Annotated in this window: 15 protein-coding genes and 1 pseudogene; 11 read left to right on the top strand and 5 right to left on the bottom strand. The window is 41.2% G+C overall.

The window, feature by feature from the left end; genetic code table 11:
- The first annotated feature begins 226 nt into the window (after positions 1-226).
- Genes rfbF through BA81_RS13310 form a run of 5 tightly spaced genes read left to right on the top strand, consistent with a single transcriptional unit; the run spans position 227 to position 5,008 of the window.
- Entirely contained in the window at positions 227-991 is a 765-nt protein-coding gene (gene rfbF, locus BA81_RS13330) for a glucose-1-phosphate cytidylyltransferase (protein WP_034282763.1), read from the top strand.
- 4 nt (positions 992-995) lie between these two features.
- The gene (locus BA81_RS13325; protein WP_034282761.1) at positions 996-1,967 is read left to right on the top strand and encodes a GDP-mannose 4,6-dehydratase; all 972 of its coding nucleotides are present in this window, start codon (positions 996-998) and stop codon (positions 1,965-1,967) included.
- Between the two features lie 12 nt (positions 1,968-1,979).
- On the top strand, positions 1,980-2,891 hold the full coding sequence (locus BA81_RS13320) for a putative nucleotide-diphospho-sugar transferase (protein WP_024426658.1): 912 nt from the start codon (positions 1,980-1,982) through the stop codon (positions 2,889-2,891).
- Positions 2,888-4,078, top strand: coding sequence for a glycosyltransferase family 2 protein (locus BA81_RS13315; protein ID WP_034282759.1), 1,191 nt, complete (start codon positions 2,888-2,890; stop codon positions 4,076-4,078). Before BA81_RS13320 ends, BA81_RS13315 begins: the two co-directional genes overlap by 4 nt.
- Positions 4,079-5,008, top strand: a complete 930-nt coding sequence (locus BA81_RS13310) for a putative nucleotide-diphospho-sugar transferase (protein ID WP_034282757.1) — start codon at positions 4,079-4,081, stop codon at positions 5,006-5,008.
- A gap of 202 nt (positions 5,009-5,210) precedes the next feature.
- On the opposite strand, the gene BA81_RS13305 is transcribed toward BA81_RS13310, so the two are convergent.
- Together BA81_RS13305 and pbp4 are read right to left on the bottom strand one after the other, a co-directional pair.
- On the bottom strand, positions 5,211-6,449 hold the full coding sequence (locus BA81_RS13305; protein ID WP_034282755.1) for an MFS transporter: 1,239 nt from the start codon (positions 6,447-6,449) through the stop codon (positions 5,211-5,213).
- A 147-nt stretch (positions 6,450-6,596) separates the two neighbouring features.
- Entirely contained in the window at positions 6,597-8,636 is a 2,040-nt protein-coding gene (gene pbp4, locus BA81_RS13300) for a penicillin-binding protein PBP4(5) (protein WP_034282752.1), read from the bottom strand.
- Positions 8,637-8,892: 256 nt separating this feature from the next.
- Between pbp4 and BA81_RS19940 the strand changes: the two are divergent.
- From BA81_RS19940 to BA81_RS13290, 3 genes and pseudogenes are all read left to right on the top strand, one after another.
- A pseudogene (locus BA81_RS19940) lies at positions 8,893-9,105 on the top strand (recombinase family protein); the annotation flags it as partial.
- 63 nt (positions 9,106-9,168) lie between these two features.
- Complete coding sequence (locus BA81_RS13295; RefSeq protein WP_034282749.1) at positions 9,169-10,131, top strand: helix-turn-helix transcriptional regulator; 963 nt, start codon at positions 9,169-9,171, stop codon at positions 10,129-10,131.
- A gap of 74 nt (positions 10,132-10,205) precedes the next feature.
- On the top strand, positions 10,206-10,838 hold the full coding sequence (locus BA81_RS13290; protein ID WP_034282747.1) for a type 1 glutamine amidotransferase family protein: 633 nt from the start codon (positions 10,206-10,208) through the stop codon (positions 10,836-10,838).
- A gap of 120 nt (positions 10,839-10,958) precedes the next feature.
- Here the strand turns inward: BA81_RS13290 and BA81_RS13285 are convergent, their stop codons facing one another.
- A complete protein-coding gene (locus BA81_RS13285) occupies positions 10,959-11,306 on the bottom strand; it encodes a hypothetical protein (protein WP_046314051.1) in 348 nt (115 codons plus the stop codon).
- A gap of 92 nt (positions 11,307-11,398) precedes the next feature.
- On the opposite strand from BA81_RS13285, the gene BA81_RS13280 reads away from it, so the two are divergent.
- Complete coding sequence (locus BA81_RS13280) at positions 11,399-11,626, top strand: hypothetical protein (RefSeq protein WP_034282746.1); 228 nt, start codon at positions 11,399-11,401, stop codon at positions 11,624-11,626.
- On the opposite strand, the gene BA81_RS13275 is transcribed toward BA81_RS13280, so the two are convergent.
- The gene (locus tag BA81_RS13275) at positions 11,607-12,086 is read right to left on the bottom strand and encodes an Hsp20/alpha crystallin family protein (RefSeq protein WP_024424582.1); all 480 of its coding nucleotides are present in this window, start codon (positions 12,084-12,086) and stop codon (positions 11,607-11,609) included. The two genes, BA81_RS13280 and BA81_RS13275, sit on opposite strands and share 20 nt — an antisense overlap.
- A 65-nt stretch (positions 12,087-12,151) precedes the next feature.
- Here BA81_RS13275 and BA81_RS13270 point away from each other — a divergent pair, with 65 nt between their 5' ends.
- Both BA81_RS13270 and BA81_RS13265 read left to right on the top strand, forming a co-directional pair.
- Positions 12,152-12,409, top strand: a complete 258-nt coding sequence (locus tag BA81_RS13270; protein WP_003213975.1) for a hypothetical protein — start codon at positions 12,152-12,154, stop codon at positions 12,407-12,409.
- 6 nt (positions 12,410-12,415) lie between these two features.
- Positions 12,416-12,649, top strand: a complete 234-nt coding sequence (locus tag BA81_RS13265; RefSeq protein WP_034282744.1) for a hypothetical protein — start codon at positions 12,416-12,418, stop codon at positions 12,647-12,649.
- Positions 12,650-12,685: 36 nt separating this feature from the next.
- On the opposite strand, the gene bcaP is transcribed toward BA81_RS13265, so the two are convergent.
- Positions 12,686-14,077 carry a branched-chain amino acid transporter BcaP gene (bcaP, locus tag BA81_RS13260; RefSeq protein WP_024426650.1) on the bottom strand — a complete coding sequence of 464 codons (1,392 nt, stop codon included), beginning with the start codon at positions 14,075-14,077 and terminating at the stop codon, positions 12,686-12,688.
- Positions 14,078-14,168: the final 91 nt, after the last annotated feature.

The raw sequence follows: 14,168 nt of genomic DNA, 5'->3' as shown, positions 1-14,168 counted from the left end.
CTGAAAATATACAATTTAAACTTTGGAAGAGCGAGAATATGAATCTCGCTCTTTTTTTTATTTGTAAAAATAGTTAAATGCTAGGTGGCACACTCTCTCATTTCGACATATGAATAGAGTAGATTCAAAACCTGATGTCGGACAAAGTATGAGGGTACATGTACTGATTTTCCGCATAAAGATAGGGTTTTAATCAAAAATCTTCATAGAGAGATGAGGGGAGAAGATGAAAGCAGTCATTCTCTGCGGAGGAAAGGGAACGAGAATGAGTGAGGTCACACAAGCGCTTCCTAAACCACTTGCTATGATCGGAGACCGGCCTATTCTATGGCATATTATGAAAATCTATCAGTATTACGGTGTAGACGAATTTATCCTATTGCTTGGATATAAAGGAGAGAAGATCAAAGAGTACTTTCTGAACTACGACTGGCAGCATCACAGCATGCAGCTCGATATGGCGACAGGAGAAATGAAGCTTTTAGGTAAATCGGAAAACTGGAAAATCACCTTTTTAGATACAGGTGAAAATACGATGACAGGCGGACGTTTAAAGCAGGCACAGGATTACATTGGTGATGAGACCTTTATGATGACGTATGGTGATGGACTGGCTAATATCAATATGTTTCATTTGCTGAAACGTCATCAGGATCTTGGAGCAGCTGCGACTGTCACAGGCATTGAAAAGAAGTCCCAGTACGGGACACTGAAGGTGTATAACGGGATGGCACAATCCTTCTCTGAGAAGACAGACAGTATCGGGATGATCAATGGAGGATTTTTTGTGTTGTCTTCAAAGGTATTTGATTATTTGACAGACGATGATCAATGCGTGTTTGAAGCAGAGCCTCTTCAAAACCTGGCGGATGATGGAGAGCTTGCCGTTTATGAGCATCACGGATTTTGGACAGCAATTGATACGTATAAAAACCTGAAGGAAATCAACGACATGTGGACAGATGGAAAACAACCATGGAAGGTTTGGTGACAGCATGAGCGGATTTTGGAATGGAAAGAACGTATTTGTAACTGGATGTACAGGGCTGTTAGGGAGCTATCTCGTCAAGGAATTGATTGATCAAGGGGCAAACGTGACTGGACTTGTGCGTGATCAGGTGCCTAGGTCGAATTTATATCAAGGCAGTCAATTTGAAAAAATGAATGTGGTGCAAGGCGCATTAGAGGATATGCAGACGATTGAACGTGCGTTAGGAGAATATGAAATTGACACCGTCTTCCATTTGGCTGCCCAAGCCATTGTTGGGGTCGCGAACAGACATCCTGTTTCTACATTTGAAGCAAATATCTTAGGGACATGGAATGTGCTTGAGGCTTGCAGAAGACAGCCGCTGATTAAACGAGTGATCGTGGCATCAAGTGACAAAGCATACGGTGATCAAGAGCAGCTGCCATACGATGAAGACATGCCGTTAAACGGGAAACATCCGTATGATGTCTCGAAGAGCTGTGCAGATCTCATTTCTCATACGTACTACAACACATACGGTCTTCCAGTTTGTATTACACGCTGCGGTAATTTATATGGAGGCGGGGATTTGAATTTCAACAGAATCATTCCGCAAACCATTCAGCTTGTGTTAGAAGGAAAGGCGCCGGAAATTAGAAGTGACGGGACATTTATTCGTGATTACTTCTACATTGAAGATGCAGTGAAGGCTTATTTGCTGCTAGCTGAGAAGATGGGGGAAAAAGGGCTGGCGGGAGAAGCCTTTAACTTTAGTAACGAGATTCAACTGACAGTGCTAGAGCTTGTGGATAAGATTTTAAAGGCAATGGGAAGTGAACTGAAGCCTCGTATTTTGAATCAAGGAACACATGAAATTAAGCATCAATATTTGTCAGCAGAGAAAGCGAGAAAGCTGCTTGATTGGAAGCCTGATTACTCCATTGATGAAGGCTTAGAGAAGACGATTGAATGGTACCGCGAATTCTTTCAAAAATAGAGGTGTAAATAGATGAACAGCATATATTGTACGGTTCTTTCAAGTGGAAGACTTTATCAAGCCATTGCGTTTTTCTTATCGTTGAAGCAAGTAGAAGATGATGCTGTCATCAAGACGTTATGTATGGATGATGCTGCATTTGATTTGCTTCATCAAATGAATTTTCCGCATGTGGATCTTGTTCATGTACGGGAGCTCGAAACACCAGAGCTGCTGGAGAAAAAAGAGGAACGGGATGCATCGGAATATTGCTGGACCTTAAAGCCGATTTGGATTGAGTGGTTATTTGAACAGGAGCAGGCAGAGAGCGTGACCTATCTTGATGCGGATTTGTTCTTTTATGAGAGCCCTCAGGTGATTTTTCAACATCAGCCGAATGCTTCTGTTTTAATTTCGAGAGGGGATATTGTCATTCCAAGCTTTGATGCAGAGGAAGTGAAGATGCTTCAGAAGCTTTTAGGACGCTATAACTCAGGCTTTCTGCATTTTAAAGGAGATGAAGCCGGACGAAAATGCCTCAGCTGGTGGAAAGAAGAATGCTTAAAAGAATGTAAAAATGCACCGGGAGAAGGCAAGTTTGGCGATCAAGGATATCTAGATCATATGCCGAGGCTGTTTGACAAAGTAGAAGATATTGAGACAAAAGGCGTGAATATTGGTCATTGGAACTATGGGCAGCATTCTTATCGGGAGGAGAATGGACGTATTCTTCTGGAGGATGGGCACCCGCTCATTTGCTATCATTACAGCGGCTTTCGGATTGTGAGTAAGGATGAGATGCAGCAAATTCATGAAAAGGGACGAAATGACCTGCCGTTTTTTCAAGAAGCCTATCGGCAAGTGCTTCGCCACGTGATTGAATCTGTGGAGCAGGTCGACCCGCTGTTTAACGGCTATGCCAAACGGGAGGAGGATGACGCATGAATGAAAAGCCAAAGGTAAGCGTCATTATTCCAAGCTATAATGCCAAAGAGCGTTTAGAGGGAAGCCTTTTTTCTTTAACGCTTCAGGAAACAGATATTCCATTTGAAGTCATTGTTGCTGATAATGGCTCAACGGATGGCACGATGGAAATGCTCGAGAATATTGAGGTGAACTTCCCATTTAAAAAGGTGCGTATTCCTGTCAATCAAGGAATTGCAAAGGGGCGTAATCATGCCATTCGCGAGGCGGAGGGGGATCTGCTCATTTTTCATGACAGTGATATGCTGGCAGAACCGAGATTTATTCAAAAGCATGCAGAGGCCCATGCTGACAGGGAGAGTCTTGTAATTTGCGGTGTGTGCTGGAAGCGGATTTATCGCTATTTTTACACAGCTTTTGATAAGGATCATATGAAGCGGTTGAAAAAGCAAGGACTGTATAAACGGAAAATGGAGGACAAAACGCCTCTTTTATCATTGGAAGAAGTCGAAAATGGTGCATTTCTAGAGAAAAGCTTCGATTTGCAGTCTGAGTTTATTGATATCCTGAAAGACATTTTGGAAACGTACCACTATGATTTAGGTTCTTATGAGCTGCCATGGCGCTTTTTTATTACAAATAACTCCTCTGTTAAACGTAAGCATGTCATGGCACTAGGGATGTTTGATGAAAATATCGTTCGGTATGGATTTGAGGATTATGATTTAGGAATTCGACTGAATCAGCTTGGTCTCTCCTTTGAATTGCGAGAGGATATCATGAGTGTGCATCAAGAGCATCCAAGTAATTTAACGTCATTTGATGACATCAAATACAACATTTTGTATATGTGTGAGAAGTATAACAATATTGATTCCATTGATGTCCATTTGGCTTTCTCTGGTCCGTTTTCTCACACTGTGACAAATGATATTGTGAAAGAAGTTCGGCAGCTGCGTGAGAATCCAGCATTTGATGACCTGTTATCCTATTTTTTAGAGCTGCTTCATTTGATCACAGAGCGGAATGTAGGCATCAAGCGGGATAAAAAAGATATGCTGACAGCCAAGCATGTTCCTTTGAAAAAGCTGGCAGAAGCGGCGCAGCTTGCACGTGAGGAGTATGGCTGCATGGTGCTTGTAGAAGCCATTCAAGGGCTGACGAAAGAGCTGTTGCGCGTTGATTTGTTCCAAGTGGATGTGTTGTAAATGGCGTCTTATCACTTTACAACCATTGTGTCGAATACCCATGTTTTTAAGCTTTTGGCGCTGATTCATTCGCTTGAACAAAACGCTCATGCCTTTAAGCTGTCCGTTTTATGTGCAGACCCTTTGGCTTATAATGTATTAAAGGAGTTCCCTCACCCGCATGTTCAATATGAACAGCTTGAGGACATTGAAGATGATACGCTGCGAAAGGCAAAAGAAGATCGAACGTTTCATGAGTATTGCTGGACGTTAAAGCCTGCTTTTCTGCTCAACATTCTTGAGTCCTCAGATGCGGATTATCTTGCCCATCTGGATACGGATTTGTATTTTTATCATGATCCGGAGGCGATTTTTGCAGAGAATCCAAGCGCTCATTTATTTTTGACGGATCATATGAATTCCAAGCGGTTCTATCATTTTTATGAGTTGTCTGGCCGCTTTAATACAGGGTTTGTAGGCTGTCGTAACACAGATGTTGCCATACAGGCAGTCACGCAATGGAAAGAAAATTGTCTTGCCCATTGTACAGTAGAAATGGATACAGAAAAAAAGACGTACGGAGATCAGCGGTATGTGGAAAGATGGGTTGATGATTTTGAAGGGGTTCATATCGTTGCATCTAAAGGAGCCAATGCGGCGATTTGGAACATTGAAAACTACAAGCTTTCAGTTGTAAAAGGAGATATGTATCTCGACGAATGTCCACTCTTGTTCTATCATTTTTCTGCCTTTACGATCATTGATGAGAATACCTTTAACCTTAATTGGTATTACTATATGAAAGAACAGAAGCTTGTGGATCATTTGTATATTCCGTATGCCGACTTGGTTCATCAAAAGATTAAACAGGTGCAAAAGGTATTTCCAGAATTTAAGCAAGGATTTATTGCGAAGAAGCATGTGCCTGACACGCATTTTTATGAGAGATGAAAAACCGCTCATTTATTGAGCGGTTTCAGCGTGTAGACAACCCCTCTCATTCTTTGTCAGGTCTGCGCTCCAGTGCTCGCCCTTCCTAGACTGCAAAGGTTTTCTCTCACGCTGAAAAGAAGACAAAGTGCTAAAATACACATCATTTTATCCCTTTGTCAACAATTGAAAAAAACCGCTCATTGATTGAGCGGTTTTCTTTTTATGATTCATTCCATTTGGAGATGGTTTGGTCGCTAGGAAGTAAGAAGGCTAGGATGCCTAATATCGGTAAAAAGGCAACACCGATCATGGTAGGCGTTAAGCCGAAGGCATCAATGAATGAGCCGAGGGCAACCGATCCGATTGCACCCATACCAAACGCAAGCCCAACAGTTAAACCAGACATTGTGCCAATTTTCCCGGGAAATAGTTCTTGGGCATAAACCACGGTAACAGAGAAGCTTGATGTCAAAATGAGCCCAATCAGCCCGAGTAAAACATAAGCAAAAACGGGTCCGGCAAATGGCAGCAGCAGGGCAAGCGGGAAGGATGCCAATAAGGAAACTAAAATCACGTTTTTCTTGCCAAAGCGGTCTGCAAGCGGACCGCCTAAAAATGTCCCAATTGCACCTAGAATGAGAAATAAGAAGATATAAGTCTGTGATTCTTTAATCGTCAAACCGTATTGTTCAATCGCATAAAATGCATAGAAATTCGAAATGGCATTTCCATACCAAGAGCGGGCGAAGATGAGAAAGACGATAATGCCAAGTGCAATGAGTGCTGATTTACGATGAATATCAGATCTAGCCGCTTTTGTAGGTGTTTTTTTCGCTTGGGCCCGAATGGTTTGAAGCCTTCCTGCGTACCATCTTGAAATATAAAGAAGGAAACCAACCGCCAACATTCCAACAATCGTAAACCAAGCCACGCCTGTCTGACCGAGCGGGACGAGCATTAATGCAGCGATAAGCGGAGCAAAGGCTTGACCTGTATTCCCGCCTACTTGATAGATGGACTGGGCAAGACCTCGTCTTGGACCAGCTGCCATGTTGGCAACACGGGAGCCCTCTGGATGGAAGATCGCAGAGCCGAGTCCGATAAAGACAACGCAAAGCAGAATGGTGGCAAAGGACGGAGCAAACGCGAGTCCGAATATACCGACAGCACTTGAAAATAAAGCAATCGGAAGTGCATAAGGCATCGGCCGTTTATCTGTGTACCACCCAATAGCAGGCTGCATCACGGAGGAGACCATATTTAATGTAAAGGCAATCAGCCCTAATTGTGTAAAGGTCAGCCCCATTGAGCGTTCCAAAATAGGGAACATCGCAGGAATAACAGCTTGTAATGTGTCGTTCAGCATATGACAAATACCAATAATCAATAAGATGGGATAAACCGTTGAGCCGGTAACAGAATGTTGAGGTTTATCCTTTGTACGAGCAGCAATGGCCAATGAGACTTCCTCCCTTCATTTATCTGTTTTCTGATTTTTGCATTCTTCTCATTTTATTCATAAGGTGAACTATAAAACAATAGCAAATTGTCATGATTTAGAAAAAAAGAGACACAAGCATTTGATTGAGCTTGTGTCTCTAAAGAGTTATTTGTAAAAAGAAGCAATCACAGGCTTCATTTTTTGAACGACAAGCCCACTGCCGCCGCGGTTTTTTACCCCTTCGATCATGCCGACGAGGACGTAATCTTCTTTTTTAGGATTAAACGCAAGTAAAAATCCATTTTCGGTGCCGTCTGTTGCACCTTGTTTGCTTTTTAACTCTGCCGTTCCCGTTTTAGCGGCAATATCCGCTCCTTCGATTTGTAAGGAGTGGGCTGTTCCGTTTGGACTGGTCACGACCTTAGTCAATGCATCTTTCACTGTGTTTGCCGAGCCTTCTTTGATGATTTGTTTTGGTGAAGCTGTTTTTTCATCTTGAATCACTCGAGGATAGACAAGCTTGCCTCCTGTAGCAAATGGAGAATAGGCATGTACTTGTTCAATCGGTGACATGAGTAATTCGCCTTGCCCATACGCCGAGTCAGCCAGTAAGATATCCGATTGAATGCCATCGTTCGATACTTGTGCAGGCTTCATTGTAAATGGCATGTGTAAGTCTTCGCCGAATCCAAATGTTTTCACTTTTTTATCGTAGGTGGCTTTGCCTATTTCGAGTGCTTCCTGTCCAAAATAAATATTGTCTGAGTACACAAGGGCATCGACCATATTTACTTTTTCTTTATCGTGAACCCGGGTGATGCGATAATTTCCCCAAGATTGATCCTTTTGCCATTTCAGTCCGTGAATGGTGCGCACTTTGTCAGGCTTTGTGACACCTGTTTCCAGCCCAATGGCGGCTGTAATGGTTTTGAATGTGGACCCTGGTGCATACCGGCTCGCATATCGAGCTTGGAATGGAAGGTCTGGATTTTCACTGTATGCCTGATATTGCTTAGGTGTAATCCCGTTTGTCATGAGATTGACATCGTAGGAAGGGGTGCTGACAAGTGCTAATAGATCACCTGATGATGGATTCATGATCGTGACGGCCCCTTTTTCACCTTTCAGCTGATCATAGGCTTTTTTCTGTAAAGAAGCATCAATCGTCAGCTTCACTGTTTTTCCATCTTTTCGAGCTGATTTTTGCAATGTTTCTTCAATGCCTGTTTCATCATGGACGATGAGAATGCTTCCGCCATCTTGTCCGCGTAAGTTTTTGTCAAATGTGAATTCAAGGCCGGTTTTGCCGATGATTTGATCCGCTTTTAATGCTGGATTCCTTTTGATATCATCCGCATTTGCTTTTCCTACATATCCGGTGAGATGAGCGGCGGCTTTGTTATATGGATAGTAGCGCATTTCCTTTGATTGATAGGTAACGCCATTGACGTCCTTTGGAATTGGCTTTTGTTTTAACATCGATTTGAGCGGGACAAACGTGTCGTCTGTGACCCATGCTTGTTTCAGCTGATTGTTGATTAGTTCTTCCTCTATATCAAAAGCTTTGCTGATTTTTTTGATATTGCGTTCTTTTTCTTCTCCTGTTCCGAGCTTGCCCGGGATGATGCCAAGTGCGTTTCCACCAGTTGTTTCTGCCAGCGTACGTCCTTTTCGATCGACAATGTTTCCGCGGACAGCAGGGTCTGATTTGACCTTGATGGTATCTCCTTTCTCCATTTGCGGGAAGATGAGATTTGGTTTCCAGTCCACTTTCCACTTGTCGCCCTCTTCAGAGAGAATGCCCTTGTAAGACAGCTTATGCAGCTTGCCAAGAGACGTTTTCATCGTTACATCATAGGAGAATTGATACCCATCTCCTTTGTCCTGTTTTTCAACGTTGAGTTTTGATATGTTCAGATCATAAGCACCAATGCCGTTGAAAATATTGTCGTATTTTTCGGCTAGTTGTTTTTTTGAAAAGTCATTGGCTTTCAAAGATGCACTTGTCACCTCATCTGCCAGCTTCGTAAAGTCTTTCTTCTCCATATGTTTCGTAAAGCTTTGAGCGGCTTTTAAAGCCTCTTTTTCTTTTGAGAAAAGAGTATCTTTTAAGAAAAAGAAAGCAGCAGCAACTACGATGATGCTAAGAAGAGGGATGATGACTTTTTTCTGTTTCCAAAATGATTTTTTTTGACCCGTATACAATGAAAACACCTCAATTTTTGATTAGATCCTCTATATTTTACAGTGATTGGTCGTGATTTGTATAGTTTCTCATAGAAACCTAGCTAAATAGATAAGAAAAACGACCTGTGATTTATCGTTTAGGATACCCAATTTTATTAATAATATCTAAGTCCTCTATTGAAGAAAAAGGTGAAATCATTTATGGTACAGACCTAGCCCTGTATTACTCACAGTAAAAAGACAAATTTAAAATTCTTAAAAGATACGTAGCTAGATATCAGAAGATAATCCTTACAGCCAATTCTTAATTTACATTTATGGCGGGTGTAAGCCAATTAGAACGTGATATTATCCAATGCTTAAGGTCTGCTTGAGATACCATGATGCAGTAAAGCTTTATAAAGAGGAAAATAAAATTGTAAATCAAATGTGTGAAATGACAAATCTGTGTAAAGCTTCAATTAGAAAGATATCGGAAAGAAATTGATGAGTTATACCAAAAATCACAAGTATATCATCGGAAATAAAACTCATATAAAGGTGGAATTATATGCCTAAAGTAGACAATTTGTTATCCATTTTATGGATGCTTCGTTCGGATAAAAAAATAACTGCAAAACAAATTTCAGAAAAGTTAGAGATGAATATAAGAACTGTGTATCGTTATATTGATACACTTTCAACGAGTGGCGTACCTATTATTTCAGAACCAGGACATAACGGTGGATATAGTTTATTGAACAATTTTATAGAGGCCCCTCTATTTTTTGATTTTGAGGAGATGACTTCACTATTTCACGCTGCTGTTTTTGCAGAAGAAGCCGGATATTATGGAGATGAAGCGCTAAAAAGGGCCATTTCAAAACTTAGTAAACACTCAAATCAAGAGCAAGAAACAAAGGTAAACCAACATATAACTAGTCTTGAAGTAATAAGTCGAACCCCTTCAATCTCTTTGGAACCTTCTTTAAAGAAGTTGGAAAAGGCCATAGCAGACGCATACACGGTGAAAATTCTTTACAATAAAAGTGGAGAAAAGCAATTACATCATAGGTGTGTCGATCCATACAGAATAATCTATTGGAATAATAAGTGGTATGTGATTGGATTTTGTCATCTTAGGAATGATATGCGTAGTTTTAGAGTAGATCGAATTGAAAGTCTAATGCTGACAGTAAATCATTTTGACCAGAAAGAAAATTTTTCAGCACGTGACTTTTTTATAAACAGTCTCCTACCAACTTTAGAAGATAAGGAAGAGATTATTTCTTTGGTGATTCATGGGGATAAAAATGTATTGGCTGATATTTGCCAACATTGGTTTTTAGGACATTATTTACAAGAACGGACTTCAGATCAAGCAGTTTTTCTTCTTCCAAAAGATATGATGCATACATATGTACCTTATTTACTTTTACCTTATAATAAATCTATTAAAGTTGTTGAGCCAATTAGTCTTAAGAAAAGAGTTATTGAAGTTTTGTCGGATTTGATAAAATTTTACCAAGTATGATAACTTCCCTGACGTTAACTGTCAGGGAAGTTATTTTATAATAGCTATATCAATTGTGAATGGAAGGTGATTGGATGCAAACAAAAAAAGTTTATCTATATGTATTTGATACGATGTCTGACTGGGAATATGGATATTTAATCGCTGAACTAAACTCAGGTAGATATTTCAAAAAAGATTTAGCACCTTTAAGAGTAATTACAGTAGGAGTTAATAAAGAAATAAAGACTACTATGGGAGGTTTGAGCATAAAACCAGATATTTCCCTTGAAGAATGTAATCTTGAGAGCAAAGATCTTTTGATTTTACCAGGAGGGACGACTTGGGGTGAAAAAATTCACCAACCTATCTTGGGGAGAATTGGTCAAGCCTTAGAGCTTGGCACAATTGTTGCTGCAATTTGTGGTGCAACTGACGGGCTCGCGAATATGGGATACTTAAATACTAGAAGGCATACAAGTAATAACTTAGAATATACTAAAATGGTTTGTCCTAACTATAAAGGAGAGAAGTTCTATGAGTTGGCACCTGCGGTATCTGATGCGAATTTAGTTACTGCATCAGGAATAGCTCCTTTAGAATTTGCAATGGAAGTGCTGAAAAAAATAGAAGTATTTGCACCAGATGCCTTACATTCTTGGTATAACCTGAATAAGACACATCAATCTGAATATTTCTTCCGATTGATGAATTCAATAAATAAATAAATGAAGTAACGGAAAAAGCTCAATTTCACTACTTTGATTTGTAGAGAAGTGGAGCTTTTTATTTTGGACTTGTCTTATCGTTTGTGATACTGCCCCGATTGTACTAAAAAGCCGAGCACATTAAGAAGATGAAGGCTTTGATCGAATCGAGACAACCGGTGTTTTTGTTTCTTTTGGCTTCGGTGTTTGTGTGGATTTTTTGATGCATGTGTCCTTTGGCGTGTAATAGGTTGCCCCAATATTGAGCCTGCCTTGAAGCTGGTCAATAGAAAGCTCCCCAAATTCTAAATGGTAGTCAATTTTGTCCACTCGCAGGGATTCGATATGGATGTGTGTATCCTCTGAGACAGGAGCAGCTGGTGCAGACATTTTTTGCTCAAGAGCGGCGAGTCTTTTTTCTAGCTCAATGACAGATGGGGATGGATTGGATTCAATTTTTTTAAAGAGTGATTGAATGAAATGTTTCAAGTAGACCACAACCTTTTCTTCCGCCTTACTCTAGTCTATGGAAAAGCTGCCCCGTATATACTTATAGAGATGACAAGAAAGGGGAGAAGCATATGCTGCCTACTCAGGTTCACATTGCCCATATGAAAACGAATTCGATTGGCACAGGATCATCTATGACGTTTGGCTCGACGTTTGTTCGCAATCATTGCAGTACGATCAAACGAAACAATGGCTTTGGGGAACAGAATGCTGATGGCGTGATCACGATCCTGCCAATTGAAACAATTGATGATCGTGATCAAATAGACGCAGTGAGTATCAATATTCGTCATCTATGATGATAGCCGTCGCTTTTCCTTCATCCTTTTGCAGGCGGATGTAAAGTACACCGTCTTTAAAGGCAGCATTCATTTGACCAAGAATCATTTCTGGAAGGCGGATTTTCTTTTCAAACGGACCATACTTCCCTTGCTTTTGGCGAAAGTCCTGTTCGTTAAAAAAGGAAAAACGCTGTCCTTTCACAACCAAATATTCACCATATGATAACACCTGAACATCTTCCTTTCGGTAGCCAGGCAAATAAATTAAATATTGAATTTCTGCATGGGTTTCCACCATGTCGATTGGAGGAAACGACGCATCTGAACCCCGCTGATCCTGCTGTGTGAATGTAAATGGAGATGGACCGTTTGCCATAAAGGGGGATCTTTGCTCATCATCGAAGATCATTTTCCAAAAATCATCTCCATGCATTTGCTGGGCAATATCCATCCACTGCTTCATTTTTTCGAAGTCCATGTGAAGACCTCCCGTTAACATACTTGATGGGTGCTTGCATATACCTATAAAAAGGAGGTTTATCTGTGGTTCAACCAACTCCGTATATCAATATTAATATTTTCATGTTAAAAATTAATTCCTTTGAAAATGCGTCGGCGGTGAATGTCGGACAAAATTTGTTAGCAGAGTGGCAAAACTCAGATAAAAAAAATCAGGGTTACGGACAGAATTTTGGAGATGCCAGCGGTTTTGTCGGTACAAAAAGCCATGTAGATGATCGAGATCAAGTGGACTCACCTGCCTCTTTTTCACCAGCAGCTAAACCCATTCAAAGGAAGTGACGTGTGATGTTATTCTCACCCTCAGTCGTCAATGTCGGTGCTTTTAAAATCAATGCAATGGATCGGGGTGCATCACTGACGCTAGGACCTTATCAGCAGATTGATTATTTTCTCTCAATGAAAATGAACCAAGGTTTTGGTGAGGACAATGGAGATTGTTCACCGCTTGTCATTCCGATTTCAAGCGTGCTAGATCCAGATATGGTGGACTCAAATTCAGTCAAAAACAGCGTGATTTAAGCAAAAAAAGAGACCGGGAATCCCCGTGTCTCTTTTCTAATGTGTTTCATTGAGATGGCTTTTTCGTCTTGCATAGGTGAAATAGACAACAACACCGATGGCGATCCAGATGAGGAAGGCTCTCCATGTGACCCAAGAAAGTGTTGTCGCAAGTGTGATACAAATGATCGCGCTGATAATTGGAAGCACAGGCACGAATGGCACTTTAAACGCTGCTTTAACATTCGGGTGTTTTTTTCGCAATATGATGACCGCAATGGAAATCACCGTAAAGGCTGCAAGTGTTCCGATACTGACTAAATTCGCAAGCGTCGATAAATTCACAAAACCTACGATACATGCTGCGACTGCCCCTGTCAGCCAAGTGTTGGCAACAGGTGTTTGTGATTTTGGATGAACCTTTGAGAAAACCTTTGGCATAAGTCCATCGCGGCTCATCGCAAAGGTTAAGCGAACCTGTGCATAGACCAAGGCAATGAGTACCGTTGTAATCCCAATAATGGCACCGGCTGATATGATACCCGCCACACTATTCAGACCGACCACTTGAAGAGCAAATGCGACAGGATCACTGACATTCAGTTTCGTATAGTGAACCATGCCTGTTAAGACAAAGGAAACCCCGATGTATAAAATGGTACATACACCGAGCGCTCCCATAATCCCAATCGGCATTGCCTTTTGCGGATTTTTGACCTCTTCCGATGCATTGGCGATTGCATCAAATCCGAGGTAAGCAAAAAAGACTGTTGCTGCGCCTGCGATCACGCCCTCAAATCCCATTGGCATAAACGGTGTCCAGTTTTCAGGTTTGACGTAAGCAAAGCCTGAAATGATAAAGAGAAGGACGATGGCAATTTTGATCAGCACAATAATGTTATTCAGCTTTGTGCTTTCTTTGACGCCTCTTGAGACGATAAAGGTGATGAGCAAAATAATGAGTGCGCCTGGAAGGTTAAAGACGGCCCCGTCAGCGGCTCCAGGTGCAGCTGATAAAGCCTTCGGTATGTGCAGGCCAAATCCGCTGAGCAGTGATTGAAAATAGGACGACCATCCACTTGCTACAGCAGAGAGCGCAATGACATATTCAAGCATGAGATCCCAGCCCATTAAAAAGGCGAGAAATTCTCCAAGTGTTGCGTAGGAATACGTATAAACGCTTCCTGACACAGGAATGGAAGAGGAGAATTCAGCGTAGCAAAAAGCAGCAAGGGCGCATGCAATCGCAGCCAAAATAAAAGATATAATAATCGCAGGTCCCGCATCATTTGCCGCAGCAACCCCCGTAATGACAAAGATTCCAGTCCCGACCACACAGCCAATGCCAAGCAAGATTAAATCAAACGTATTTAACGAACGGCTGAGCCGCTTTGTTTGACTTTCAAGCATGAGCTGGTCGAGAGATTTTTTTCTAAATAAAGAACTCATGTTGACCTCCTAATGGATAAATCTTTTCGTAAGACGAATGTTAGTATATGCGCAAATGACAATTTAGTCAATTGGTTGAAAAACGCTTTAA

This window comes from Bacillus safensis FO-36b, assembly GCF_000691165.1.
Lineage (GTDB): Bacteria > Bacillota > Bacilli > Bacillales > Bacillaceae > Bacillus > Bacillus safensis.
This window is presented reverse-complemented; position numbering and strand designations above follow the sequence as displayed.